Raw genomic sequence first — 26,463 nt, forward strand, 5'->3', positions numbered from 1 at the left:
TGAACCGCGAAGGCGCTAAGAACTTGAAGGAAAAAAGGAAGAAGAAAGGAAGAATTTAATAATCTCAATTCCGGTTAAATCTGAGATATGGCACCATTGTCAATCAGCGTTTTATTGACGGGCTAGGAGCAATGGCGCACAATAAAATTCACTTTTTGTGGAACAGGCCGAAAAGCCTGTTCATAAAAAACTTATTGACAATGGTGTAACATCTCAGATCTAACCAATTTTATGGTCGTTCGATCGCGCATCATCTCCAATAAAAAAACCTCACAGAGGGAGGTTTTTTGATGATTATTGGTACTGATCGGACAGGTTAAAACATCCTGTCCCTGCGTGATGCCCACAGCCCTAAGACTCGATTCTTAGCGGTAGTCAGTGCGGACTGCTGGGTCGCGATCGGCTGTTGTAGTGGTATAGCGGACATTTTCTTCACGTTTTTTGGGTATTAAACCTAACAAGCCAGATAAGCCGAGTAAGCCCAACCATCCCCAATCAAAATCGCGATCGCTTTCAGCATTGTAGACATCGGAGCGAGGAGTGGTGGTGGTTGTAGTGTTGTTAGTACCGCCAGTTGTATCTGTCTGAGCTGAAGCAGGCAGATGAGCTGGTGCTATGGCTAAACCAGCAGCTATAATACCTGCACCGATTGCTTTGGATAAATCAGAACGTTTCATAATTCAAATGCTCTCTGTTGGCTAAAATCTTTAACTATCACAACTATATCGATTGGCTTTTAAATTTAAATCCACCTCTAGCAGTAAACATTGTTAGGTTCTACGTATAACTAGAGATTGATATCAAATTTTTAGCGGGCGCACAAAATATAAGATTGCTCGCGGAGGCACTCCGGCACTAGAAATCGCGGGTCTGGCACCTCACTCGGTTATGAGGCACTCCGGCAGTCCCGACAATAGACAAGGTGTTGTTTACAAAAAAAGGTAAACTCAGATATTGCACAGATAAGTGTTGGAACTCGATCGACGGAGATAAAAACTTTTGGGTATAGAGCTACGCAGCTACGTATTTCTAGACAACTTGCAGCCGCAGCACGCAGCATACATCGGCACCATCGCCGCCGGATTCTTGCCGCTGCCGGGGGATGCGTCGCTGTGGATAGAAATCTCCCCCGGTATCGAAATTAACCGAATTACCGATGTCGCCCTCAAATCTGCCTCCGTGCGCCCAGGAGTGCAGATAGTCGAACGCTTGTACGGCCTTCTGGAAGTACACTCGGGCCAGCAGGGGGAAACGCGGGCCGCAGGCAAAGCAATTCTAGAATTCATGGGAGTCCGCAGAGAAGAAGGTATCAAACCGCGAGTGATTTCCAGTCAAATTATTCGCAACATTGACCCCCACCAAACACAATTAATCAACCGCACCCGCCGCGGACAGTTGCTGCTGGCGGGACAAACGCTTTACGTATTAGAAGTAGAACCGGCGGCCTATGCAGCGCTGGCGGCCAATGAAGCAGAAAAAGGCGCATCTATTAACATCTTAGAGGTTCAGGCTGTAGGCAGTTTCGGACGGCTGTACCTCGGCGGCGCAGAACGAGATATTATAGCAGGTTCCCAGGCAGCAATTGCGGCGGTGGAAAATGTGACGGGTCGAGAAAATCCAACAATTTTTGGTCGCAAGGAATAGCCGTTAAAGGAGATGCAATTATGGCAAATACACAGCATTTAGCGCTGTTAAAAAAAGGTGCAGTTACTTGGATTGAATGGAGAACTCTCAACCCAAATATAGAACCGGATATCAGCGAAGCTAACCTCGCGGAAGCAAATCTCAGAGGTGCACATCTTTGGCGCTCGAACCTTTTTAAAACAGATTTGTTTAAGGCTAAATTAATTGCGGCAAACCTCGCCGAATCTAATTTTAGTTTAGCAAATCTTGCCAGAGCGCAACTGCTCGAAGCTAATTTAATTAAAGCTAATTTAACTGGAACTAACCTCGGAGCAGCAGACATCAGGGGAGCTGATTTGAGCGGTGCTAATTTAATTGGCGCTGACCTCACCGCTGCTAATCTCCAACAAACCGATTTCGCAGATGCGAATTTAATCGGTGCGGTGATGTTTCGAGTTAATGCGATGGGCGCGAACCTCAACTGTGCTAATCTCAGTCAAGCTAATCTGACTCAAGCCGAATTGATTGAAGCACATTGCTATGCAGCTAATTTCTCTAAAGCTAACCTCGGAGAATCTCACTTCACTGGAGCATATCTTTTCCGGGCAAATCTCAGTTTTGCACAGTTGAGCGCGGCAGATTTCCGGTGGGCAAACCTTGGCAAAGCTGATTTGAGAGGGGCGAATTTGACCGGGGCAAATCTTAGGGGAGCGAACTTGGCGGGAGCGATTTTGGGGGAAGCTATTTTGAAAGGAACAATCATGCCTGACGGCAGCATTGTTCGATAAATATTGGATAATATTTAGTCCTGTAAAATAACCGCGATAGTTAAAAGAAAGCCAGTGGCGCGTTTACCGAAAGGATTGCCAAAACATGAATTTTTGGGGCGGGTTCAGACTTTCTCTCTAATACAAATCCGAGATGAGAGTAAACCCGCCTCGGCTCAAAACTCGCAACTGTCGATCGATTAATTTTTGCCAGGGGGCGATACTTGATAAAGTCCTCTAACGGGCCCTTGATCAGTCGGTGAACCTTCCTGCTGTGTTGGAAGTGTAAACTGATCTTGGAGTCCGGCGGGAGTGGGGAAACAGCCGCTCGGTTGAGGTGCTAGCTGGCAAGCTGGAGGCAGTGCCATGATTGAGGCATCGAAGGGATTGACGGCATCTGGGACGCGCAGAATCGGATCGCTGGAAACTTGCCGCTGCATTACTCGTCGGTAGAAGCCGTTGACGCGACTAGCATCCCGCTCAATTTCTTTTTCGGGAAAGGCAACGACGCCGCTGGGGGAACCGATGCCTAAATAGTCGCCCAAGTAACCTTGCAAGCTGACGTTGTGGTAAAAGTCTCCTGAAGCTTGAAAAAATTGTCGGTTGAAGTCGTCGGCAATCGGGTGAAATCGCTCGGTTTGTGCTTGAGCTGGTTTGACGGATGCCAGTGCGGCAGAGGCGACAGCGAGAATCAACGCGCCGCTTAGGCTTTTTAATTTTTGACTCATATATTTGGGCCTCCTTAATTAATTCCGATTCCACTTTGACACTCCCTGACCTAAAGGACAGGGATTCTTAATTCAGCGATTGACCTTAAAATGTTGCGTCCTTTCGGCAATCCTTAAACTTTTCAACCGTGCAATTGCACCAATTGACGAGCTTAACTCACAACCACCCCAGAGGGTCTATCTCCAAAAGCGTACTAGGATACGAACCTAGAGTTCGGGTGTGCCCCACCCTACTTGATTGAAACAAATTATTGATTTTCTGGTGGGTGAGAATGCGTTGATTCCCCAGCTCTGTTTTACAAGGTTTTCGCTACCCTTCTTTTTGCTTTTAAAAAGCTTTCAGGTTCGAGGGTGCCGACTAAAAGCCGCTTCACAACCGCCCACCTTGGGAATTACAACCATGTGTATTCTATCAAAAAGCCGTCAAGCGATTTTAGATTTTAGATTTTAGATTTTAGAATTGAAGCATTGACCCCACGGATAAATACGTTCGGCAAGTTTCATCGGAGACAGGTTTTTTATTTCTGGGTCCTGAGTTGGCGCGTTGGAATGAATCCGGGGGCTTTTATCCTGGATGCCTTCGGTCAAGCGAAAGACGGGATTTTCAACCCAATTTTTTGATAAACTGATTATCGGCGGATTATTTGTGTTTTTTATAGGGTGTGAGTTATGGATGCTGCGGATTTAAAGGTGTTGCGCGATCGACTTCTAGATTTGTTGTGCGAGTTTGCTTATCGTGAAGGCGATTTTGTGCTGTCTTCGGGGCAGAAAAGTTCTTATTACATTAACTGTAAACCGGTGACGCTGCACGCTGAAGGTGCTTTGGCAACGGGACGTTTGCTGTTGTCGATGTTGTCGTCGGATGTCCAAGCTGTGGGCGGTTTGACTTTGGGTGCTGACCCGATTGTAACTGCTGTGAGTGTGGTTTCGGCTTTGGGCGATCGACCTATACCAGCTTTAATTGTCAGAAAGGAGACGAAGGGACACGGGACAATGGCGTATATTGAGGGGCCACTGTTGCCAGAGGGCACGAATGTGGCGGTTTTGGAGGATGTGGTGACGACGGGTAAGTCAGCGATGCAGGCGGTGGAACGGTTGCGCGGTGCGGGTTATAAGGTCGATCGTATTTTGTCTCTGATTGACAGGGAGCAAGGTGGAGGGGAATTATATCGCGAGGCAGGATTGGATTTTAAAGCCATTTTTACGATTAAGGATCTTAAAGAATGGATTAAGCTGAGGCGCATCTAAATTTGACAATCAAATTCGAGCAAATTCTTGTGGGGAGTAGGGGTTGGGCGTCCCGCCCGCCCAAAAATACAATTTAGATGCGTAACAGCTTAGTAGCAAAAAATAGCAGTTTGTGCGATTCCCCTCGTTACCAGGTTCTACCTGATAACGCAGATATTTTCGCTCTGGCTCATGTTAACAATGGTGCAAGATATCAATCTTAACCAGCGAGTTTAAGGCTATGAAAACCATCCGTTTTATTGACTTATTCTCAGGAATAGGCGGCATGAGATTAGCCTTGGAATCCGCCGCTCATTCCTTGAATCTAAAAACTGAATGCGTATTAAGCAGCGAAATCAATCCCGACGCTCAATTAGTTTACCAGAAAAACTTTGCGGACACACCTTTAGGCGACATCCGACTAATTGACAAACTCCCTGACCATGAAATTTTACTAGCGGGATTTCCTTGTCAGTCTTTCTCCTATGCTGGCAAAAAAGAGGGATTTGGAGACACCAGAGGCACCCTATTTTTTGAGATTGCAAGGTTAATTGATACCTTTAAACCTCAAGCATTTATTTTCGAGAACGTGCGGGGGCTTGTCAGCCACGACGGCGGCAGAACCCTCGAAACTATTAAGGGCGAAATCAAAAGCCGAGGTTACAGCTTCGATTATTTTTTGCTCAACAGCTCTAACTTTAGCTTACCTCAGAACCGTGTCCGAGTTTACCTAGTAGGAATTTTAAATGCTTCGCCCCAATTTAAGCTAATTACCGACGTAGGCCCAAAAGATTCGCATTCCTCTAGTCATCAACAGCTATCGTTATTTTCCCCGTTAAGTCAACCTGTTAGAGTTGCCGATATTTTGGAAGACAATCCAGATCCAAAATATGATTGTTCGCCAGAATTTGTTAATGCCTTGAAACAAATAGTTAACAATGATTTCAGCCGACTGCACGGTAGGCGGCTAATTGACTATCGCGGTGGCAATTCGATTCATTCTTGGGAACTGGGTTTGCGAGGCGAGTGCAGTTTAGACGAAATTGAATTAATGAATCTTTTTATCTTGAAAAGGCGCAATAAAGAATTTGGAGCTGACCAAGATGGCAAGCTATTAACTAAAGAGCAAATAGCTACTTTTTTTGCTCATCCCAATCTCGATGAAATGCTAGATTCCTTGGTAACAAAAAAATACCTGCAACGGAACAACAATCAATACAAACCTGTATCCGGTAACTTTTCCTTTGAAGTCTATAAATTTCTCGATCCGCAGAAAATTTCTGTAACAATTGTTGCCAGTGATGCTAATAGATTAGGAGTTTACTCTCATAACCGAGTCCGCAGGATTACTCCCCGCGAGGCGGCGCGGTTACAAGGTTTTGCCGATAGTTTTATTCTGCATCCTAATGATGATAAAGCTTATCATCAACTGGGTAATAGTGTAAGTATTAATGTAGTTAAAGCTGTTGCTCTAGAAGTTATCCAGAATGTTTTGTGCTCTACCAAACAAAAAGTTAGCGCCTGGTGAATTGGAAGGGTGAGCCGAGTATTTCCGCCCACCATATCAACTAGCTTTGCGCTACAGGTTCCTTAGCCAAAAACTTCTCTAATTCCGCCAAAGCATCGGCATCAACCTTAGATCGGTGTTTTATTGAAGGGAAATATAAACTCTGCTCGCTCTAATTTTATCAAAATCAGCTCAGGTACTGGGACCACAAAGGAAAATAAACTTTTCGGTGCTAAACAAGCGCAAGCTTTCAGGTTCAGAATCTCTACCAATCGACTGATTTTAGCAGAGGGAAATTATAACCTGAGTGAGATATTAACTAGAGAAGATTGTTTTAAAATGTTAGATGACGCGCACGGAGAAGCAGTAATGATTTTACCTGCATCTATTAAAAGGAAATGGAAACTACTGGCAACAGCCTTTATTTGTCCTCTGACACTAATTGGTGTTGGCATTCAGCAACAACCGCTTCAAGCACAACAAAATCCATCTAAGACTAATGTTGCTGCTTTGCCAGATGGTATTTACCTGTACGGAGATTCGCCACAGCCCAACCAAGTTCTTCAAAACTATATTGTGTTTCAACGCCAGAACGATCGCGTCGTTGGTGCAATCTACGCGCCGCGATCGGACTTTGCGTGCTTCACTGGTAAAATTGAGGGAAATACACTGTACGGGAAGGCAATCTCAGCCGGAAAAGTTCAAACAATTGAAGTCAATACTCAGCTAACAAATCTGCATTCTATCCGCACAATTAGCTCAAACGATCGCCGCATTCTTTCAACGTGCAAAGATACAGCGCGAGCTAACATCTCCAGGTAAATCTTTTACCTAGCTAAAATGGTGCATGAGGCTGGCGGTGCGTTACACGGCGTTAACGCACCCTACAAATTGAAAATTTCTCGTTACCAGGCAGAGCATGGTAATAAATATCTTGGTAAGTATTAATGTGGTTGAATCTGTTGGTCTAGAAGTAATCCAGAAGTGCTTATCCTCTGCAAAGCAATTGGCTTTGAAAAATGCAGTTTAATCAGCATCAAGCAGCAAATTTATTGTTCTGCGGTTGAGGAAGTGCGATCGCCCGCACCGAATATCCAGTCCACACTGACTGTAAAATCAGGAAATGCGATCGGTGCCACCTCTTGACCAGGGTACAAGTTTAGTATTAAACTATAACCGTTTGGTGTTGGCTGGCGGTAAACTTCCAAGCAGTTTTCAAGTAAATTAACCAGCCAAACCTCTTGAATGAGCGATCGGGCATAAATAGGAATTTTGATATTTCTGTCATTATCCACTGTACTGTCAGCGACTTCTACCAAAAGTAACACTTCTGAGGGAACTGGATGTGCTGTCTCGTAATCATCATCGCGAAATTGGAGCAATACTACATCAGGTTGCGGTTCAGTACGTTCGCTTAACAAAACAGGGTTTTGGACATCAACAATAACTCTATCTTCTGGTAATCGGTGAAAAAGTCGGTTAAGTCGTCTCACAGCAGTTGCGTGACGAGTTCCAATAGCAGCCATTTGAATAATTTCTCCTTCAATGAGTTCGACGCGCTCAGCTTCAGAAAGAATCCCTGTCTCACCCATTAAATGATATTCTTTCACCGTAAAAAGGCGTTTTTGAAGTTGAACGGACATCGCAATTCTCCTTTTCGGAAACTCCTTTTAATATAACCTTAAGTAAGGTGCGCCATCAGCACGCTAATTTTGAGCGGGCAGGATGCCCGCCCCACAAGAAACGAAACAGCTTGAGGATTAAGTAAGGTGCGCTATCGGCACCCTACGAATTAATCCAATTAGCTTTGGGCTACAGGTTCCTTAGCCAAAAACTTCTCTAATTCTGTCAAAGCATCGGCATCAACCTTAGTCTGCATCGGACAGAACTTAGGCCCGCACATCGAACAGAATTCAGCAGTTTTGTAGATATCCGCCGGCAAAGTTTCGTCGTGATATTCCTTGGCGCGTTCTGGATCTAATGACAGCTCAAATTGACGGTTCCAATCGAAATTGTAACGTGCTTTCGAGAGTTCGTCATCGCGATCGCGCGCACCCGGACGGCCCCGTGCAATATCTGCAGCGTGAGCCGCGATTTTGTAAGCAATCAGCCCGTTTCGGACATCCTCAGCATTCGGCAATCCTAAGTGTTCCTTCGGCGTCACGTAACACAGCATTGCAGTACCGTACCAACCAGCCATCGCCGCCCCAATTGCTGAGGTAATGTGGTCGTATCCAGGCGCAATATCTGTCACCAACGGCCCCAAAACATAGAAGGGTGCTTCCGAACATTCCTCCATTTGTTTCTTGACATTAAACTCAATTTGATCCATCGGAACGTGGCCTGGGCCTTCCACCATTACCTGCACATCATGTTCCCAAGCTTTGCGAGTTAATTGTCCCAAAGTTTTGAGTTCAGCTAATTGAGCATCGTCAGAAGCATCGTGAGTGCAACCGGGGCGCAGAGAATCTCCCAAACTAAACGAAACATCATATTTTTTGAAGATTTCAATGATGTCGTTAAAGTGAGTGTAGAGAGGATTTTGTTTGTGGTGATGCAGCATCCACCGCGCCAAAATGCCGCCGCCGCGAGAGACAATCCCAGTCAGGCGATTTTTTACCAACGGCAAATGCTCGATCAAAATTCCGGCGTGAATTGTTTGGTAATCAACACCTTGTTGAGCGTGTTTGTCAATGATGTGAAGAAAGTCATTCGGCGTCAGACTTTCCATATTACCATGAACGCTTTCTAAAGCTTGGTAAATTGGTACAGTACCGATCGGCACTGGTGAAGCTTTGATAATTGTAGTGCGGATTTCATCCAAGTTGCCGCCACCGGTGGACAAGTCCATCACGGTATCAGCGCCGTATTTCACTGCTAGTTTAAGCTTGTCAACTTCTTCTTCCATATTGGAAGAGTTGGGAGATGCACCGATATTAGCATTGACTTTGCATTTAGACGCAATACCGATCGCCATCGGTTCCAAATTCGGGTGATTGATGTTAGCCGGAATAATCATCCGTCCCCGCGCTACTTCCGCGCGGATAAGTTCTGGCGGGAGATTTTCTCGCTTAGCAACAAAGTGCATTTCCTCAGTAATTACACCTTGACGGGCGTAGTGCATTTGAGATACATTGCTCTGGCCCTGACGCTTAGCGATCCATTCGGTACGCATATTTAATTTCCTTGATAAACAGCTTCCCTCCGCTGGTATTACCCAGACTCAGGTTCTAAGGGTGTTTTCTCAGCCCGGATATTCGGGCACCCCTAGCTAAGCTGTTAATAGTAGCACTGATGCCTGTACCAGATGAAGGCAATTAAGGAAATCTTAATATAAACAATGGGGTGAGGAGATCGAAAGTGCGATCGCCCTTTTGGGGCTTCTGATATTTCTGCTGTTTAAAAAGTACACGCCAGCGCAGCTATCCCGAAGGCAATCGCACCCCATTTAACAACCTAAAAACAATCACACCTCATCAGGATTAATCCCCATTTCGCGCAATTTTGCTGCTAGGCGATCGGCGCGTTGTTTTTCTTCCTCCGCGCGAAGGCTTTCTTGTTGTGCGCGCAAACTTTCTCGTTGCGCCCGCAGGCGTTCTTCTCGGGCACGTTCCTCTCCAATTAACAGCAAATTCCCTTCACTATCCCACCAACGCAACCAAGGTAAATTCATCTCATCATATTCACCTTGCCAAATTCCCAACTCAACTCCAAGCTGAGGAATCGGATAGCGACCGCGCTCATTTACACTCATGCGCTGATAGCGATTGTCTTCTAAATGATACATTTCTACAGCCGCTTTTTTCACTTCATAAATGCCGTAGTAAGGCACGCGAATCGCCTGTTCGTAAACCCAAAATTTCCCCACATTTTGTTCTTCGGCTTGACCGGGTTCTGGTGGCGGCGTTCTATCTCGCTCTTGGGCACCGTTCCCCGACACAAATTCCAAAACAATCAGCGGTGCAACGTATTCTTTCCACAACACATAAGAACGTCGCACCTCACCATTTAATAGTGGGGGAACATTCGGCACATAAAACCAATCGGGCGCTTCGGCACCGCGTTCGAGTGGGTCAGTTAAACGCCAATAAATCCCACAATCTTGACCGATGCGATAGCGTCCGTCAGGGTGAAGTTGTTGCAAAATTGGTCGGAGTGAATCAGTGAGAATAATGCTTTGAGGAAGTTCTTGAAAGTTTTTCACAAAAGTACCGTCCGACTCTGGTAATTCAGTGTGATCGGGGAGATGGCTGACTTCCAATTCAAATGATTTGGCAATAGTCATAAAACTTGCGCTGATTTGAGGAATTAAACTTATTATAGTAGAAGGAAGCAGGAAGAAGGAAGAAGCCAAATTTCGCGAGTTACAATTGTTAGGTAAATCAGTAAAGTTTAATAATATTAGTCCTGGACGCACTGCGACCCAAGAAACCGGGTTTTTTAAGAAAATACCGGATTACTGCCTTAAATTTTGGTAAAAAACCCGGTTTCTAACCCTTGATGCGTGAGTCCTAAATATAAAAAATTAGCCTAACCCAATATAAAATCAACGCTCACTTCAAATTCAGGAAAAGCCAGCGGCGCAACTTGTTGACCGCGCCAAAACTTGAGCATTAAACTATAACCGTTTGGGCCTGGCTGACGGTAGACTTCCAAACAATTTTTAACTAAATCTACCAGCCAAACTTCCTGAATGAGCGATCGCGCGTAAATGGATACTTTCACATCTCTGTCATAATCAACCGTACTATCTGAAACCTCAACTAACAGCAAAACTTCAGACGGTACTGGATGGGCTGTGGCGTAGTAATCAGCACGAGGTTGCAGCAATACAACATCCGGTTGAGGTTCAGTGTACTCCGTCAACTGGATAGGGTCTTGGACACCCAAAATAGCAAGATTTTGTGGAATCACGCTAAAACTGCGGATCAGTCGTCGCACACAACTTGCATGACGAGTTCCAATTGCAGCCATTTTAACAATCTCTCCTTCTATCAATTCCACCCGATCGCCCTCCGAGAGAATACCCGCCTCAGTCATCAAATGATATTCTTTTACTGTAAATAACCGTTTTTGAAGCTGAACAGACATATAACTATTCTCCTTGTTTGCAGCTTACCTAAATTTACCATAAAAAAAAACGCCCCAAACAGAGCGGAAAAAAGAGGAAAAATTTAGATAAGAATCCTTAGACAAAAAGCATTTAAATCCCCGCTATTAAGTCTGGTTAAATACTCGTCAACAACGGTAGGGATGCACCTATAAATTTTGAACAACCGGATTGGGACTGAATTTAATAGTCGTAGACGCATAAATACCAAAGAAACCGGGTTTTTACCAGTTTTAAAGGTCGGGATGCAGTATTTTCGCAAAAAACCCGGTTTCTGACCACCCGTGCGTCCAGGACTATTTAAGTCTCTTTTTCACCCGAATCAATTTTGTCTGTATCCTGTTTTAATTCTGATACAATTGCACCTCGATCGCGCCAAGCTTCGGCATTTTCGGGTTTGATGGCAATAGCTCGATCGTAAGCTGCCATTGCTTCCTCATAGCGCTTTAATTCTGACAAAGCGGTACCCAAGTGGTGCCAAGCATCGTAGGAGTCCGGCTTAATAGCAATTGCTTTCTCATAAGCTGCGATCGCTTCTTCATTGCGCTGCAATTTTGCCAAAGATTCGCCTTTACCAAACCAAGCTTGGTAACACTCGGAATTAAGGGTAATTGCTGATTCGTAAGAGCCAATTGCTGCTTCGTGCTGCGACAGTTTGTCGAAAGCTACGCCTCGGTTGTGCCACACTTCAAAATCCTGCGGTTTAAGGGCTATTGCTTTGTCGTAGGATTCGATCGATTCTTGATATCGCTGCAATTTTCCGAGCACAGCGGCTCTATTGTACCAAACTTCGTATTTGTCGAGCCGGATGCCGATCGCCCGATCGTAAGAATCAATAGCATCACTGTAGCGGAGTAGTCTCCACAGCATATTGCCTCGATTGTACCAAGTTTCGTATCTGTTGGGATTGAGTTCAAGAGCGCGATCGTAAGATTCGACTGCTGCTGCGTACTGCTGTATTTTGCCCAGCATCGCGCCTCGGTTGTGCCAAATTTCGCTGTCGGTTGCTTTGATAGCGAGGGCGCGATCGTAACTGGCGATCGCTTCTTCGTAATGCTGCAATTGACCCAACAAAGCCGCTATACTGTGCCAACAACCGTATTTTCGAGATTCGCTCAAACTTGCTCGCTCGTAACAGGCGATCGCCTCTTCGTACTTCTGCAATTTGCCCAGCAAACTCGCTTTATTATACCATGCTTCGTAGTTATCCGGTTTAATTAATATTGCTTGGTCGTAACAGGCGAGTGCTTCTTCCAGGCGCTGCAATTTTACTAACACATTTCCGCGCCAATACCAAGCCTCATGCAAAAATTTATTCGCTAAAACAGCTTTTTCCAAGCAAACTAATGCTTCATCATAATTGCCTTGAAAATAAAGCCCTTCGGCTTGCTTGATATAATCGTCAGCAATCAAATTTTCGTTGCTAGCAGGTGCAGTTTGCGAATTTTGGGAATTGTTTAAGGCCGGTTGAGGGGAGATTTTGAGAGCTTCTTTGGCAACAACTGCGGGAACTTGGGAAATTTCTTGAACTATTTGAGATTTTTTCTCGTCAACTTCTTTCAGCAAAACTTGCAGGTGCATGATAAATTGAGATTTGAGAGTCTCAATTTGCTCGACGGAAGATTTGGAAAGTTCAGTTTCTCTAGTTAAAAAATCAAGGGATTGTTTAGCTGCACCCATTTGCGCTTCTAATTCATCCTTCAACTTTTGAGTCAGTTGGCTAGAATTTCTGAGCTCGGATTCCAATACACCAATGCCCTGCAATCGTTTATTGGCATCAGCCACCAACTGTTTGATTATCAGCCGTCGCATCATCCAAAAAAAGGCAATTGTGACTGGTGGAAATACAGTACCAAGAATTAGTAAAATATTGAGCAGAGTTATGGTACTATTAAAACCATATCCAGATTCAGAACTGCCACTAGACGGGGAGATAAAAGCGAAAACCTCCCGAACTTGAGGATTGCTTTCAACCCCGGTTTCGATTAATTTAGCTAGCCAGGTTTCTTGTAAAGATTTTGTTATTTCATCGCCGGATGCAGCCGGAGGATTCGCCTTGGTTTTTGCACTAGCAGATAAATCCGGCTGAGCGGCCGCTACCAGTAAACCTGTCGGCGATTTTACAGCAATTCGCGGGGAAAATTGTTCGTGGGCGATCGTCTCAGGCTCGCTAATTGGCTCAGCCCGACGAGATACGGTAGTATTTGGGAAAAATTGTTCGTGAGCGATCGTCTCAGGCTCGCTAATTGACTCCGCCCGACGGGATACGGTAGTATTTGGGGAAAATTGTTCGTAGGCGATCGTCTCAGGCTCGCTAATTGACTCCGCCCGACGCGATTCAGTATTATTTACCGCATCAACAAAGTTGCTAGCCTGCGGTGTCTCAGGAGAAATAGGATGTGCAGCAGGATTGGCGCTAGTATTAGCAGTTAAATTGTGGGATGCGAGGGCAGCCAGAGTCAAGAGAGCTACATTTGAGACGCGCATAAACGTCAACTCATTTAGGAGAAATTGGTGCTTGGTTGTCAGCGATCGGGCGATCGACCTCATAGTCTCAGCAGTTAGAATAGCTGACATGAGGAATGCTGACTTACTATCTCCCAAATACGCGCGCCGCCTGACTTTTCAGGAAAAGTGTCAATAATTCTGGCTGTGGAACTTTTGTCCAAAAATATATTCTCGCGCCTAATCCGGTTGAATAACCCTCGAAATCATCGGGGCGGGTTTACCAATCTGCACAATTAGCCCAATATCCGGGTGAACCCGACCCGATTTTCAGCTCTAAACCTTAGCTAAAATCGCTTCCGGCTGCTGACGTTCAGCCGCCACTTCCTCTAAATCAGCGCCGAAAATTTCACAGCTATTATTCGGACTTTCAATCAGCTTAATTTTGTGCAACTGGGCGCCCAATTCCTGAACGGGCGATCGCAACAATTGCCCGATCCGAACTGCAATATTCTCTGCAGTCGGCACAACGTTCTCAAAATAAGCAATATCCTTATTTAAAAAAGTGTGATCGAACGGTTCAACAACATAATCGTCAATAGCTTTTTGCAAAGCTCCCAAATCAGCAATCATGCCAGTCCGCGCATCAATTTCCCCTTTAACAGTCACCTCTAAATGATAATTGTGACCGTGACCGTTGGGACGAGCACATTTGCCGTAAACTTCCGAGTTTTCTTCAAAGCTCAAATCGGGACGAGCCAACCGATGGGCGGCGCTAAAATGAGTGGACAAAGTTAGATAAGCTTCCATTCCGTTTCCTAAATATTCAGCCCAAAGTTCGGGATGTTCAAACAATTGAATTTTGCTCAGAGGTAAATGAGGGGCTAGCCGCAGCCAAATTTGCCGTGCTATGTTTTCGGTAGTTGGCAGAGTCTGCTCAAATTCCGGCCACGCTTCGTTGAGAAAGGAAAAATCGAGATCCTTGGTAACTTCCCGCTTGATGACGTGTTTGACATCAGACAAGTTGAGCACCATGCCGTACTCGTCGAGTTCTCCTATCATGGAAACGTAAAGGACGTAATTGTGTCCGTGTCCCGGTGCGCGGGCAGTTGGGCCAAACCGCTCAAAGTTCTCGGCTTCGCTTAACTCCGGCAGCCAGTACCGGTGACTCGCCGAAAACTGTGCCCGACGATTGATGATGCACTGCATAAAAGTCAAGTAGGGTAAGCTTGTTAAGTTCTGTAAAGGACTCGCTTCTTAAGGATAAACTAATTTTTGCTGGAATTTTTCAAGAATTTGAGGGTGCTGTCAATGAATTTCTACCAATTTTCCAGATATTGGCAACAAGTCGCCGATCGATCGAGCCGCCCGGCCCATTTTACACCACAACACAGATATCCGGCCGAAAATACCGCTACAAAATAGTTTTTCGCCATCATTTGCTAACTCATCAGTTACGAGCATTTGAGAAAGTACGCGCGTGCGGATATATCCGGTTCGCGAAGCGGGCCCGTTGCGGTAGGGAATCGACCTTTTTGCCACACAGGACACTCCACAGTTGGAGTTTTTCGCCTAAGCTCTGCAATAGTTAGCCGTTGGCCGTTCAGTTGCGCTCAAAACTAATCACCAATTACCCATTACCCAATATTAATGAATTCGATTACTGCACGAGCCGATCGCTTTTTTGAACATTTTTCGGGTGCGATGACAACCCCGCTATTCTATATCGGGGACACTCATCTGTCCATCAGTGCGATCGTCAAACTGATAGTTTTAGCTATATTTGCCTTCATTATAGCTCGTTTCATCAGTGAAGGAATCAAGCGCAGCCTGCTAGTTCGGATGGGATTGGATCGCGGCAGTCGAGAAGCAATTTCCACCATCATTAGCTATATTTTAGCAACGCTTGGCTGTATATTCGTCCTGCAAGGTGCCGGCATCAACCTCAGTTCTCTCACGGTTTTAGCGGGCGTTGTCGGCATTGGTTTCGGCTTCGGCTTGCAAAATCTAGCCAGCAACTTTATCAGCGGCCTCACCCTGCTATTTGAACACCAAATTAGAGTAGGAGACTTTATTGAAATAGACAAGTTATTAGGAACAGTAGAAACAATTTCGATCCGTTCTACAATAATTAAAACAATTGACGGTCTATTTGTAATCATACCCAACATTAAGTTTGTCGAAACTAACATTATTAACTGGAGTTACAAAGACCCCAGATGCCGCATCCACATCCCCGTCGGCGTTGCTTACGGCTCTGACCCAGTAATAGTTACGGAAGCGCTGTTAATTGCGGCGCGGATGGAATCGAATGTCTTGTCCCATCCTTCTCCTAAAGTATGGTTTTGCGGTTTTGGAGATAACGCTTTAAATTTTGAACTTTTAGTTTGGATTGACCAGCCACAGGAAAGCGATGCCATTAAAAGTGCAGTGAATTTTTTAATAGATTACGAATTTCGCCACCGAAATATCGAAATTCCCTTTCCCCAGCGGGATTTGTGGCTGCGAAACCCGCAAGAGTTAACTCAATTTTTTCACAATAACAAAGACGATAATTCTAACGGAAATTTTTTTCCGCAGAATGCCACACATTCAGCAGAACTCAAATCTAATTCCACCGTTTATGACCATAAAAAGTCAGGGCCTAAATCGCCGAATAATTGGACGCTCCGAGATTTGTTGCGGCGAGTAACTTATTTTGAACAGTGTACGGATTTAGAACTGCGACAGTTAATTGAATACGGCTACCGACAACTGTTTCCAGCGGGACAGGTGGTATGTAAGGAAAATGACCCTGGCGACTCTTTTTATATTATTCTTTCGGGTACTGTAGAAGTTCTTTCTCAAAAAGCCGGTCAGTATATTGCTACTCTTCATGAGGGCGAGTTTTTTGGGGAAATATCTTTGCTGTTGGGTACTCCGAGAACGGCGACTGTTAAAACTAGCGAAGATGCTATTTTGTTTGTGGTGGAACGTCACGATTTACAAAAACTTTTAAGAGAACAACCTAATTTAGCTGATCAGATTGCTCAAAAATTGTCGGAACGCCAGCAAGCTTTGAGAGATTTGGGATTGTTGGATGGCGACTCTCTGGGACAAACTCCTTTTATTAAAATTCGCAAGCGAATTCAAGTTCTTTTTGGAATTTGAAAAAAGGAAGAGGGAAGTTCGGCAGCGGATTCTGTAACGGATGTAACGGATGTAACGGATGTAACGGATGTCCGTCGGAATAAGGAAGAGGGAAGAGGGAACAATGGGAGCATCTCATATTTGTAAAAACACTTCTTCTGGCTCCTTCCTTCTTCCTTCTTGCTCTTTCCTCCTGGCTCCTGGCTCCTGGCTCCTAACTCCAATTTCTAGCTTGCCTGCTTTCATTGAGAGGCTCCCGGAACAATCTGCTTTTTTTAACTTTTAATTTTTAATTCGTCCTGCGCTTCCCGCCGCAGTCTAGCGGCAATTCTAAACAGTTCTTGACCGGTGTGCAAGTGGCGATCGTCATAATTGAGCGTAAATAGCTGCAATTCTTCTATTCCGTCTCCGACTTGATTGATGCAGTAGTAGAGATGGGCCGCAACTCCGGCTACATTAGATGGATTGGGCATCGATGTAAAAAAGTTATGAGCTTTTTTGAGAAACTCGCGGCTGGTTTCGATATAAAGTTGAAACTTTTCTATCAGTTCGTCATCAAACGGATCTGCTGACAATTCGTCTATTTCTTTTTTAAGTGGCTTCAAGATGCTGGTAAGCATTCTATTGACTGGTTTGTATACTTTAATCAGCCACTGTTCCATTAGTTCATCCGCGTCCCTTGCTGTTTGTGTTTGCTGGCGGCTGACGTTTGGTGCGACTGGTGATTGCTGTTTGGTTTGCTCGGAAAATTGGCGATCGTAAGATTGTCTGTGCTGGGCGTCTCCTAATATTTCATAGGCTGCATTGAGGCGGACAATCTCTTCGTGACCCGCTGTGTCGCTGCGGCTGTCTGGATGAAATAATTTGACTAAACGGCGGTATGCTTGTTTAATCTCGGCTTGTGTTGCGGTTGGGCTAATCTTTAGGGTTTTGTAGTGATTGGTAACGGAAGACACGCTGTTATTTCCTTGAAATCTGGATTATCTGTGAGAAAGTGCTTGACAAAAATATCATTTTTTGCTAATATTTTAAGTTTTTATCTGATATAAATGTCAATAATTGCCAGTAAAAAACCTCAGTTTTCAACTTATCATAAATCTATTTTAGAAAAACATTGAGGCTTTGGAAGTGGTAAGCCGATCGAGATTGAGGACTCCTATAGCGCTGCTCCCGCCAACTGTTAGCCCTTCTTTTCTTTGCTCTTCCTTCGCCACAAAAGCGCTCAGCGCCCGCTTCGCTAACACGCCGAAAGCGGTTAGTTCAAAAAAAAGCTCCTTCAGAAATTCGGCATCATATCAAATCCGGTAGCATCGGAATTATTCCTCTCTGTATTCTCTCCCTCTGCGTTCTCTGCGCCCTCTGCGGTTAAATCATTCCGATGCAACCGGAAACGATATCGATCGCGATCGAGAAAGCTACAATCTATCGCCATTCTTTAATCTACTAAAAAGCCAAGCAGAGCGTACAGTCTACGCCCTGCCCTGTGTTTCTGCGACTTGGGCCGGAGGCTAGCCTAGTTGAGGGCCATCGCCAAATTGAGTTCTGGATCTTGGAACAAGGGAGTGCTCAAATAGCGTTCGCCGAAGCTAGGCTGAATCATCACAATCAATTTCCCTGCATTTTCGGGACGCTTGCCGACTTTCACCGCCGCACATAGTGCCGCACCGCTGGAAATACCGGACAAAAGTCCTTCTTCTCTGGCCAAGCGACGGCCATAGGCGATCGCCTCGTCATCGGTAACAACTATAATTTCGTCGATCGAATCCACATTCAGCACCGGCGGCACAAAACCAGCGCCGATACCTTGAATTTTGTGAGGCCCTGGCTTTCCGCCCGACAGTATCTGACTATTAGCCGGCTCAACGGCGATCGCCTTAAACTCGGGTTTCCGGGACTTAATCACCTCTGCCACACCCGTAATCGTACCGCCAGTGCCGACTCCTGCAATCAGGAAATCCACCTCGCCGTCTGTATCTTCCCAAATTTCCTCAGCCGTTGTCGAACGGTGAACCTGGGGGTTTGCTGGATTCCGAAACTGCTGCAACATATACGCATTGGGAGTTTTGTCCACAATCTCTTGAGCGCGGCGGATGCAGCCACTCATGCCCTCAATTCCGGGAGTCAGTTCTAGTTGAGCTCCGTAAGCTCGCAGCATCGATCGGCGTTCGGTGCTCATCGTATCCGGCATGGTCAAAATCAACTGGTAGCCCTTAGCCGCGGCCACCATTGCCAGAGCAATTCCGGTATTGCCAGAAGTCGGTTCCACTAAAACCGTTTTGCCTGGACTAATCAGCCCTTCGGCCTCTGCTTGATTGACCATATTGACACCGATGCGGTCTTTCACCGATGCTGCCGGATTCATGCCTTCGAGTTTTACCACAATCCGAGCCACGCAGCCTTCGGCTTGGGGAATGCGGTTGAGTTGCACCAGGGGCGTCCGCCCTACCAATTCTGTAATGTCGCCAGCAATACGCATAATCTTTGTCAGTTTGTGGTTGAAAGTAAATCTTAATTCCTAGTTGGTAATATTTTAACTAGATGTAATACATGATATCGAGCTGCCGTCTGCCATTGCGCTTTTCGCACAGATCCTGTAGCGTGTATTTTTGCAACACTGAGTTGGCAATCGATCGAGCTTCTTGCCAAACTTCCCAAATCACCGCACTTTCTACAGTTTGAGCAGGCGAGTCTTTTTCAGATCGATCGAACTCTGAGCCTTCGAGGCAGTTGATAATTTCTAGGAGTGTAATTTTCCAGGGTTCCCTGGCCAAGATATAACCTCCCTTAGCTCCTCGCTGGCTGCGAATCAGCCCGCAGCGTCTCATGGTAGCCAGCAACTGTTCCAAATATCGATCGGGAATATTTTGCTGAGCCGCTATCTGGCGAATTTGCAGAGGCTCGCCTTCTTCGTAGCAATCGGCAAGCTCCAGCAAAGCTAAGATTGCGTATTCGCTTTTACAGGAGAGTTCTACCATAATTGCTTCCAATACCAGAATTATCGACTCCGAAGTCAGATTTTAAAATTCTCCTCAATGTTGAGTTCCAAATTCTAACTCCTAACTTTACCTTTTATTATACCCCGGTTTTCCACTGAACTTAATCGACTTTCATCACTTCATCGTTGGAACGATCGGCAATCTGAACCCAACAAACCCAGTTTCTCGTTTCAACTCCCTCCCCTTCCACTACTGTCTTACCTCAAGAAACTGGTTGTCTGCCTCTATGACTGATAATTTTTAATTTTTAATATATTCTTGGCGCCCCCTTCCTGCCGCAAACAAAAAAGCCCTGCGCTAGGCAGGGCTAAACTTGGCCTTTAGAGTGGCCAGCAGAGAGGTTATGTTATAACCTCCCTGCCTCCTCTAACCCGCTCTTAGAACGTGAAAGTAGTTCTCAGAGTACCAATGATGATGTCATCATTACGGTCATCTTGATTAGGATTTGTCACCCAAATCACGCCCGGAGTAACAGAAATGTTGTCAGAGAGCTGAAACTTGTAGAACCCTTCGACGTGATAGGAATCATCGTTGCGGAAGCTCCGCAAACTGCTTGCAGCTTCAAGTTTATCCAAGTAAGGCTCACGACCTACCACGAACCCTAGCAAGTTGCCTTCTTTCCCTAAATCGGGCAAAGCCAAGGTAACAGCGTAGTTCCAGATTCTCGCATCGCCGATGCCGAGAATGCGGGCATTGGTTAAACCAGCCCAGCCACCAAGGATAAATCTCGGGCTCAGTCGCAACGAAGCCTGAGCACCGTAGGAGTTGCTGACAACTTTGCGAGCATTGAAGCCCTCAAAGCCCTCGCTCAAACCGTTGAGAGAATTAGCCACGCCGGTACCTGTGAAACCGCCGAGACTGCCTGGCCCATTCGATAAAGCATTGTCAAACCCAAAGTTACCTCTGCTAAAGTAACCGTGGTTGTAGTTGAATGCAACTTGCAAGTTGCGTCCGGGGGTAAAAGTCAACTGACCCATCGCCGCGTAGTCGCCGTTCGTCAAGCCTGCACCCCTAGCCGGACTGGCTGCATTTGACGCCAAATAACCGAACGACAGAGAAGTCGGGCCGAACACGCCGCCCAGCAAGCCCCTGCCACCGAAGGCATAGTCAAAGCCGATACCTGCGCCACCGCCCAAACGATAAATCGGGTTCCGCTGTCCAAAGGTGCTCAATGACCCGTTACCGCCGTCAAAGTCTTCAAAATAAGGGTTGACAGTCGGCATAATGTCGTCCCAAACGCCAGCGTTGGCTATCAGGCTAACGTTCAGTCGCTGACCGACTGGGAACTTGTACAGCAAGGTGTCGAGGGCAACAACGTTGTCGGTTCTGCCGACAAAATTCCAAGTTTGAGTGCCTTCGCTTGTAGCCCCAAGGTTAAATCTTTGACCGTTGCCGACTTGAAGCCTGGTCAGCAGCAAGTCTCGGCCGGTGAAGCTCGTATTTAAATTGAGACGCACCCGCTGTTGGAAGACAGCTTCGTTATTGTTGCTGCCGATTCTTTCGCCGTCTCTGCCAAAAACGCTAACGTCGCTACTAAAGTCGTCGCTGAGGGCGAAAATAGCTTCCCCAGTCAGCTTGGTAGTGGTGGAGAATTGGTTGGCTTCGAGTTCGGATGTCCGAGCTTCCAGAGCATCGACGCGACCGCGCAGGGTTGCCAGTTCCGCTGCAAATTCTTCTTGGAGCCGTTGGAGGGCTGCCAAGTCATCTCTCGTAGCGAAGTTGCCCGTGCCGCCTCTAATTAGCTCGCTCACCTTGTCTAAGCAAGCATTTAAACCGGCTGCGAATTCGTAGCGGGTCATTGCTCGGTTGCCGCGGAAAGTTCCGTCGGGATAACCGGCAATACAGCCGTAGCGCTCGACTAGGGATTGCAGTGCTTGGAAGGCCCAGTCTGTGGGCCGCACGTCTGAAAGTTGGGAAACAGAGGTAACTTGACCTTGAGTTTCGCCACCGGCAGCACCTTCGCTGCTGTACTGGTTGAGCTGTTCTAATGTGGCGGCTGGGTTTTGCTCTTGTGGTGCGGCAGTTTGGGCTAAAGATTCAGCCGGTTGTGGCAAACTTTGTTGGGCCGACTCTGCCACTGCCGGGGCTGGAGTTTCTAATTGAACTGCACCGATTTGCTCTGGGAGAGCGGTAGCTGCCGGGGCTGGAATTTCTAGTTGGGCTGCCGGGGCAGAATTTTCTACTGGTTGAGCGACTGTTGGCTCAACTGCGGCTAAAGATTCACTTGTCGGTTGTGATGCTGCTTGGGGTTCTACCTCAGCAGGGGCTGTGTTGGCTCCGACGATCGCACTTTCAGTTGCAGGCGTGGCCAAATCTGCCATCGCTGCCTGGGTTTCGCTGCCAGCGGCTTGGGAAATTTCTTCTACTGGCTCGGAGGCTGCAGTTGTTTCGGAAACAGCAGCTAAAGCATTTACTTTCGCTTCGGAGGTTTCAGCGGTTTCAGCTTTGGCGACAGCGGGATTGAGCGCATCAGCAGCCTGCTGAGCGTCTGCTGCCATCGCGCTCGAAGAAACTACTAGGGTAGCTCCTAAGACTGCTGGGCTGATTAGTAAGTAACTCCACAAAAATTTCGACATATTCACTCTCATCCTCACACCGATTACAGAGAAACTTTTCTAGTCTTCTATGTGGTCAGTCGTTGCTCAACTAGCATACTCTAAAAAAAGACCTAAAATTCACTTTTTCTTTTGATTCTTTCGGGCTGACCGAGTATATAGATGTGACTGACGGCTGCAGAGAGCCTGTTTTTTAACCTGTACTCAAAGGCGTCAAAACCAGACCCGGCTTGGGCTGTGGATTGATTTGACGGATGACACTAGATAGCGCCCGATCGCCTATTTACTTTTTAGCACAGCACGCCCGACTCGTCTAGGCTGATTCGACTTTAACATCCAAGCTGTGTCCGAGAACGCTAAAGACTTGGCGGTTATCGAACAGTTCTAACAAATCCGCGTTTATTTTATTGTGAGCTGCTTCTTGCCGCAAAATTTTCATCGCTGCCTCTGTTCGCAGAGCTCGCTTGTAGGGGCGATCGCCTGCTGTCAGGGCGTCGTAAATATCGGCGATCGTCATCAATTGTGCTTGAATTGGAATTTCTGACTTGTTTAAACCTCGCGGATAGCCTGTGCCATCGAGTTTTTCGTGATGTCCGTAGGCAATGTCTGGAACATTTTTTAAATCTTTTGTCCAAGGAATTTGTTTCAGAAACTCGTAAGTGTGAGTTACGTGAAATTCTATTGACGATCGTTCTTCCGGCGTCAGGTTGCCCCTCGACACCATCAATTGCAAGATCTCGTCTGGGTTCAGCAGAGGTTTCTTTGCCCCATCTATATCTCTGTAAGTTTGTCGAGCAATCTCTCGCAGTTGAGCTAGGGGTTCTGCTGCCAAAATGTGAGGCTCGTTTGCCTCTAGCAGCACTTCCCAGTATTCTGCTAATCGGGTTTTCGCCTCTGCTAGCTTAGTGTCTAGCTGTTCGATTTCCTGGCATTGAGCGCACTCTTTCTCCTGGCTTGGGTGTTTTCGGTAAGCCGAATGCTCCAGCAAGTATTTATATTTAGACTGGACGCATTCCATTTCCATCGTCCGTTGAGCTAAGCCAAAGCGGTGGCGAATGATTTCTAGCTGTGCGGGGTAGAGCTTTTTCTGTTTGGTCAAAACTGCTTCGGGCACTCCTATTTTGCCAAAATCGTGCAGCAGGGCGGCGTAGCGAAGTTCTTGAATTTGGCGGTTGTTAAAGTAAATAGAGCGCAGTCCTCCGCTGCTGACGCTGTTTACTTCTTCTGAAAGGCGTACTGTCAGGGCTGCTACTCGTTCTGAATGGCCGTAGGTACAGGGGTCTCTGGCTTCTATGACTTGCACCGAGGCTTTGACGAAGCCCTCGAACAAATGTTCTATGCTGTCTTGGAGTTGATTGCGCTCGATCGAGATTGCTGCTTGAGAAGCGAGCGAGCGAACTATCCTTTCTTCCCACTCCGAATACTGCTGCGTCGCTTCCCAGGCATTGTCTGCTGTCAGCACCGTATCTGCCTTTGTTTTGCGGTTGATCAGTTGCAGTACACCTATTGTCTCCCCCTGTCGGTTTTGCATCGGCAGTACCATTACCGAGCAAGTGCGGTAATTAATATCCCTGTCAAAACTGGTATCTAGCCGGTAGGGTACGCCGGGGGGTAAGTCGTAGGCATCAGACAGGTTCAAACTTTGACCGGTAATTGCCACGTATCCCGCCAAGCTTTTGTCTGTCAGTGGCAGGGCAAACTCTTTAAACGACAGGCTGGGTTTAGAAGCGTTTTGGGCTACCTTGAACAGCAGCTTAGATTTTTCGTCGCTGTGATCTACTAAGTAAACACTGCCAGCATCGCTGTAGGTAATTTCTCTACTTTTGGATAAAATTAAGTTTAACAAGTCGCCCAAATCTTGGGCGCTCGACAGAGCAGCGCCAATATCTAAAAGCTTTTCTATCAGATGGGTTTTTTCTGCCGCAGCAGACTCGTTCTTGAACTCTGGCTTTTCAAATACGATCATGGTCGGATGATGGGGAATAGCCTTTTATACATTGAACGTTTGGCCTCTCGACTTTTTAGCACCCGATTCTCACCCCCAGTCGATTTTTTATTGGCCAGCTTTCCGCCAGCGGGGCCTGTTGTTGCGCCAACGGACACTCTTTTAATCTAGCGTAGAAATCTCTTGGGCTAGCGCAAAGTCTTTCTCAGTTAAGCCTCCGGCATCATGAGTTGTCAAGTTAAGTGTAACTTTGTTATAGGAAATTTCTATGTCGGGGTGATGTGCTGCGGCTTCTGAGGGGGCGACCAACTTATTCACAAAGGCGATCGCTTCGATAAAATCTTTAAATAAACGGGTACAGCGGAGTTGCTTGCCTTCAACCGTCCAGCCTGACAATTGACTGGCGCGCTCTTGAATTTCAGTATTGTTAATTAGGTCAGCCATAATTTTTTTTCTTTGGAATTAGCAATGGCAGATTAACTGCCCACCTGTAGAAAACCTGACCAAAAACTATCCGCTCTCACCAATAGTGTTGAGCCTCAAGTTTTAATACTCAAGATTTAACACTATTTGAGGTGAGAGCGGTCTAGCGGGTCTTCAGATTAGAACCTGACTGCCGGGAGAATCCCTAGCTCAGCCTGGTTCCCCGTGGAAGTCGTTTCCCGTTGGAGACGACGGCTGACTGCTAGTGAGCGGCCCCGGCGCACAGCCGGTAGTTTCCAATCTGATGACCCATGCGTTTACTACTTTCTATCATGGGCATCACCTCCAGGTTTAGCTAAATGGCTTTATATTGGAACGCACATCACCTAAATACAAGATTTAAGGTGATGATTTGTGCGCTAGCCATTGCCAGCGTTACCAGAAGAACTTGCGTTCTGAGTATCGTTCTAGTATTCACAATTATTAGAATAACACAAGGAATTAGAAGTGGGGGATGCAAATTGAGATTTTTGTAAGATTGGGTGAAATTACTGCTGCTGCAAGCTCTTTGTTCGATCTCTACAGCAAGCGGGCGATCGTAGTTTTAGCCATTTGCCCATATTTTCTTCAGAATCCGGGCTGTGCGGTTATCAGGTGCATGGCCACTCTGGGGGCTGGGAAAGGTCGATCGATTTCTTGCCAGATAGCAGAGTTCACCCGATATCAAGACACAGGTTGTTCTAGCTACAGGCAGAGTTTGTTTTTGTACAAAATCAACTTTTTTTAGGGCGCTAATGCGATCGAATCCTGCAAACAAAAAGCTCCTGCCTGGTGGCGGGAGCTTTTTAAGGATTAAGGGTAAAGCCTAAACTGCTTTATCTTACCCTTTTAAAAGGTTGGAAATTTTGATATTTCGCGCTGATTACAGAGCGTTACCGCGAGGCAGAACTTCTTCAGGGAAGATGAAGTTTTCGTGGGGTTGGTCTGTCGGAGCCATCCAAGCACGAATGCCTTCGTTAAGCAGAATGTTCTTAGTGTAGAACGTTTCAAACTCAGGATCTTCAGCAGCGCGTAATTCTTGTGATACGAAGTCATAGGCGCGCAGGTTTAATGCCAAACCGACAATGCCAATGGAGCTCATCCACAAGCCTGTGACAGGTACGAACAGCATGAAGAAGTGCAACCAGCGCTTGTTGGAGAAGGCAATTCCGAAGATTTGCGACCAAAAACGGTTGGCTGTAACCATCGAGTAGGTTTCTTCTGACTGAGTTGGGTTGAAGGCGCGGAAGGTGTTTGAGCCTTCGCCGTCTTCAAACAAGGTGTTTTCTACGGTTGCACCGTGGATGGCGCACAACAGCGCACCGCCCAAGATGCCTGCAACGCCCATCATGTGGAAGGGGTTGAGCGTCCAGTTGTGGAAGCCTTGCAGGAATAACAAAAAGCGGAAAATTGCTGCGACGCCGAAACTGGGGGCGAAGAACCAGCCTGATTGACCCAAGGGGTAAAGCAGGAACACCGAAACAAACACGGCGATGGGGCCGGTGAATGCTAGGGCGTTGTAGGGACGGATGCCTACCAAACGGGCGATTTCAATCTGACGCAGGCAAAAGCCGATCAGTGCGAAGGCGCCGTGGAGGGCGACAAATGTCCACAGCCCACCGAGTTGGAACCAGCGGGTGAAGTCCCACTGTGCTTCGGGGCCCCACAGGAACAGCAGGGAGTGTCCGAGGCTGTTGGCTGGGGTGGAGACTGCTACGGTGAGGAAGTTGGCTCCTTCGAGGTAGGAGCTTGCCAAACCGTGGGTGTACCAAGATGTGACGAAGGTGGTGCCTGTTAACCAGCCACCGATGGCTAGGTAGGCGCAGGGGAATAGCAGGATGCCAGACCAGCCTACGAAGACGAAGCGATCGCGTTTGAGCCAGTCGTCGAGGACATCAAATATGCCTCTTTCGGTCTGGGCGCGTCCGACTGCGATTGTCATTACGCAAATCTCCAAATGGATATAATT

24 protein-coding genes and 1 riboswitch are annotated in these 26,463 nt (G+C 46.6%); of the genes, 7 read left to right on the top strand and 17 right to left on the bottom strand.

The window, feature by feature from the left end:
- Window positions 1–365: 365 nt before the first annotated feature.
- Window positions 366–677, bottom strand: a complete 312-nt coding sequence (locus QUB10_RS00485) for a WGxxGxxG family protein (RefSeq protein WP_333139083.1) — start codon at window positions 675–677, stop codon at window positions 366–368.
- A gap of 322 nt (window positions 678–999) precedes the next feature.
- Between QUB10_RS00485 and QUB10_RS00490 the strand changes: the two genes are divergently transcribed.
- Window positions 1,000–1,644 carry a hypothetical protein gene (locus QUB10_RS00490; protein WP_333042577.1) on the top strand — a complete coding sequence of 215 codons (645 nt, stop codon included), beginning with the start codon at window positions 1,000–1,002 and terminating at the stop codon, window positions 1,642–1,644.
- Window positions 1,645–1,664: 20 nt separating this feature from the next.
- A complete protein-coding gene (locus QUB10_RS00495; RefSeq protein WP_333198506.1) occupies window positions 1,665–2,411 on the top strand; it encodes a pentapeptide repeat-containing protein in 747 nt (248 codons plus the stop codon).
- A 179-nt stretch (window positions 2,412–2,590) separates the two neighbouring features.
- Here the strand turns inward: QUB10_RS00495 and QUB10_RS00500 are convergent, their stop codons facing one another.
- Window positions 2,591–3,118 (bottom strand): hypothetical protein, encoded by a 528-nt coding sequence (locus QUB10_RS00500; RefSeq protein ID WP_333198508.1) that lies wholly within the window; start codon window positions 3,116–3,118, stop codon window positions 2,591–2,593.
- Window positions 3,119–3,787: 669 nt separating this feature from the next.
- Between QUB10_RS00500 and pyrE the strand changes: the two genes are divergently transcribed.
- From pyrE to QUB10_RS00515, 3 genes are all read left to right on the top strand, one after another.
- Complete coding sequence (pyrE, locus tag QUB10_RS00505) at window positions 3,788–4,366, top strand: orotate phosphoribosyltransferase (RefSeq protein WP_333198510.1); 579 nt, start codon at window positions 3,788–3,790, stop codon at window positions 4,364–4,366.
- Window positions 4,367–4,586: 220 nt separating this feature from the next.
- Complete coding sequence (gene dcm / locus QUB10_RS00510) at window positions 4,587–5,873, top strand: DNA (cytosine-5-)-methyltransferase (RefSeq protein ID WP_333198512.1); 1,287 nt, start codon at window positions 4,587–4,589, stop codon at window positions 5,871–5,873.
- Window positions 5,874–6,191: 318 nt separating this feature from the next.
- Window positions 6,192–6,674 (top strand): hypothetical protein, encoded by a 483-nt coding sequence (locus QUB10_RS00515; RefSeq protein ID WP_333198515.1) that lies wholly within the window; start codon window positions 6,192–6,194, stop codon window positions 6,672–6,674.
- Window positions 6,675–6,901: 227 nt separating this feature from the next.
- Here the strand turns inward: QUB10_RS00515 and QUB10_RS00520 are convergent, their stop codons facing one another.
- The 7 genes from QUB10_RS00520 to QUB10_RS00550 all read right to left on the bottom strand — a co-directional run bounded on the left by QUB10_RS00520 (window position 6,902) and on the right by QUB10_RS00550 (window position 14,949).
- Window positions 6,902–7,495, bottom strand: a complete 594-nt coding sequence (locus QUB10_RS00520) for a Uma2 family endonuclease (RefSeq protein ID WP_333198516.1) — start codon at window positions 7,493–7,495, stop codon at window positions 6,902–6,904.
- Window positions 7,496–7,653: 158 nt separating this feature from the next.
- Complete coding sequence (gene thiC, locus QUB10_RS00525; RefSeq protein WP_333102218.1) at window positions 7,654–9,027, bottom strand: phosphomethylpyrimidine synthase ThiC; 1,374 nt, start codon at window positions 9,025–9,027, stop codon at window positions 7,654–7,656.
- A gap of 7 nt (window positions 9,028–9,034) precedes the next feature.
- A riboswitch (TPP riboswitch) is annotated at window positions 9,035–9,131 on the bottom strand.
- 187 nt (window positions 9,132–9,318) lie between these two features.
- Window positions 9,319–10,137 (bottom strand): Uma2 family endonuclease, encoded by an 819-nt coding sequence (locus tag QUB10_RS00530; RefSeq protein ID WP_333198518.1) that lies wholly within the window; start codon window positions 10,135–10,137, stop codon window positions 9,319–9,321.
- A 245-nt stretch (window positions 10,138–10,382) separates the two neighbouring features.
- Entirely contained in the window at window positions 10,383–10,943 is a 561-nt protein-coding gene (locus QUB10_RS00535) for a Uma2 family endonuclease (protein ID WP_333198520.1), read from the bottom strand.
- A gap of 319 nt (window positions 10,944–11,262) precedes the next feature.
- Window positions 11,263–13,539 (bottom strand): tetratricopeptide repeat protein, encoded by a 2,277-nt coding sequence (locus QUB10_RS00540; protein ID WP_333198522.1) that lies wholly within the window; start codon window positions 13,537–13,539, stop codon window positions 11,263–11,265.
- 204 nt (window positions 13,540–13,743) lie between these two features.
- Window positions 13,744–14,616, bottom strand: a complete 873-nt coding sequence (locus QUB10_RS00545; protein ID WP_333198524.1) for a 6-carboxytetrahydropterin synthase — start codon at window positions 14,614–14,616, stop codon at window positions 13,744–13,746.
- A 99-nt stretch (window positions 14,617–14,715) separates the two neighbouring features.
- On the bottom strand, window positions 14,716–14,949 hold the full coding sequence (locus QUB10_RS00550) for a hypothetical protein (protein ID WP_333198526.1): 234 nt from the start codon (window positions 14,947–14,949) through the stop codon (window positions 14,716–14,718).
- Window positions 14,950–15,057: 108 nt separating this feature from the next.
- On the opposite strand from QUB10_RS00550, the gene QUB10_RS00555 reads away from it, so the two are divergent.
- Window positions 15,058–16,557 (top strand): cyclic nucleotide-binding domain-containing protein, encoded by a 1,500-nt coding sequence (locus tag QUB10_RS00555; RefSeq protein WP_333198528.1) that lies wholly within the window; start codon window positions 15,058–15,060, stop codon window positions 16,555–16,557.
- Window positions 16,558–16,811: 254 nt separating this feature from the next.
- Here QUB10_RS00555 and QUB10_RS00560 read toward each other — a convergent pair whose 3' ends face one another.
- The 7 genes from QUB10_RS00560 to QUB10_RS00590 form a co-directional block, all read right to left on the bottom strand.
- The gene (locus QUB10_RS00560; RefSeq protein WP_333198530.1) at window positions 16,812–17,492 is read right to left on the bottom strand and encodes a DnaJ domain-containing protein; all 681 of its coding nucleotides are present in this window, start codon (window positions 17,490–17,492) and stop codon (window positions 16,812–16,814) included.
- A gap of 320 nt (window positions 17,493–17,812) precedes the next feature.
- Window positions 17,813–17,968 carry a hypothetical protein gene (locus QUB10_RS00565; protein WP_333198532.1) on the bottom strand — a complete coding sequence of 52 codons (156 nt, stop codon included), beginning with the start codon at window positions 17,966–17,968 and terminating at the stop codon, window positions 17,813–17,815.
- Window positions 17,969–18,049: 81 nt separating this feature from the next.
- On the bottom strand, window positions 18,050–19,012 hold the full coding sequence (gene cysK, locus QUB10_RS00570; RefSeq protein WP_333198534.1) for a cysteine synthase A: 963 nt from the start codon (window positions 19,010–19,012) through the stop codon (window positions 18,050–18,052).
- Window positions 19,013–19,070: 58 nt separating this feature from the next.
- Complete coding sequence (locus tag QUB10_RS00575; RefSeq protein WP_242716025.1) at window positions 19,071–19,511, bottom strand: Rrf2 family transcriptional regulator; 441 nt, start codon at window positions 19,509–19,511, stop codon at window positions 19,071–19,073.
- Between the two features lie 398 nt (window positions 19,512–19,909).
- The gene (locus QUB10_RS00580; protein ID WP_333198536.1) at window positions 19,910–22,108 is read right to left on the bottom strand and encodes an iron uptake porin; all 2,199 of its coding nucleotides are present in this window, start codon (window positions 22,106–22,108) and stop codon (window positions 19,910–19,912) included.
- 292 nt (window positions 22,109–22,400) lie between these two features.
- The gene (locus tag QUB10_RS00585) at window positions 22,401–24,053 is read right to left on the bottom strand and encodes an HD domain-containing phosphohydrolase (protein WP_333198538.1); all 1,653 of its coding nucleotides are present in this window, start codon (window positions 24,051–24,053) and stop codon (window positions 22,401–22,403) included.
- Window positions 24,054–24,194: 141 nt separating this feature from the next.
- On the bottom strand, window positions 24,195–24,476 hold the full coding sequence (locus tag QUB10_RS00590; protein ID WP_333198540.1) for a 4a-hydroxytetrahydrobiopterin dehydratase: 282 nt from the start codon (window positions 24,474–24,476) through the stop codon (window positions 24,195–24,197).
- Between the two features lie 493 nt (window positions 24,477–24,969).
- Between QUB10_RS00590 and QUB10_RS00595 the strand changes: the two genes are divergently transcribed.
- A complete protein-coding gene (locus tag QUB10_RS00595) occupies window positions 24,970–25,242 on the top strand; it encodes a hypothetical protein (protein WP_333198542.1) in 273 nt (90 codons plus the stop codon).
- A 135-nt stretch (window positions 25,243–25,377) separates the two neighbouring features.
- On the opposite strand, the gene psbD is transcribed toward QUB10_RS00595, so the two are convergent.
- Window positions 25,378–26,436 carry a photosystem II D2 protein (photosystem q(a) protein) gene (gene psbD / locus QUB10_RS00600; protein ID WP_333055206.1) on the bottom strand — a complete coding sequence of 353 codons (1,059 nt, stop codon included), beginning with the start codon at window positions 26,434–26,436 and terminating at the stop codon, window positions 25,378–25,380.
- Window positions 26,437–26,463 lie beyond the last annotated feature (27 nt).

This window comes from Microcoleus sp. B5-D4, assembly GCF_036705145.1.
GTDB lineage: Bacteria > Cyanobacteriota > Cyanobacteriia > Cyanobacteriales > Microcoleaceae > Microcoleus.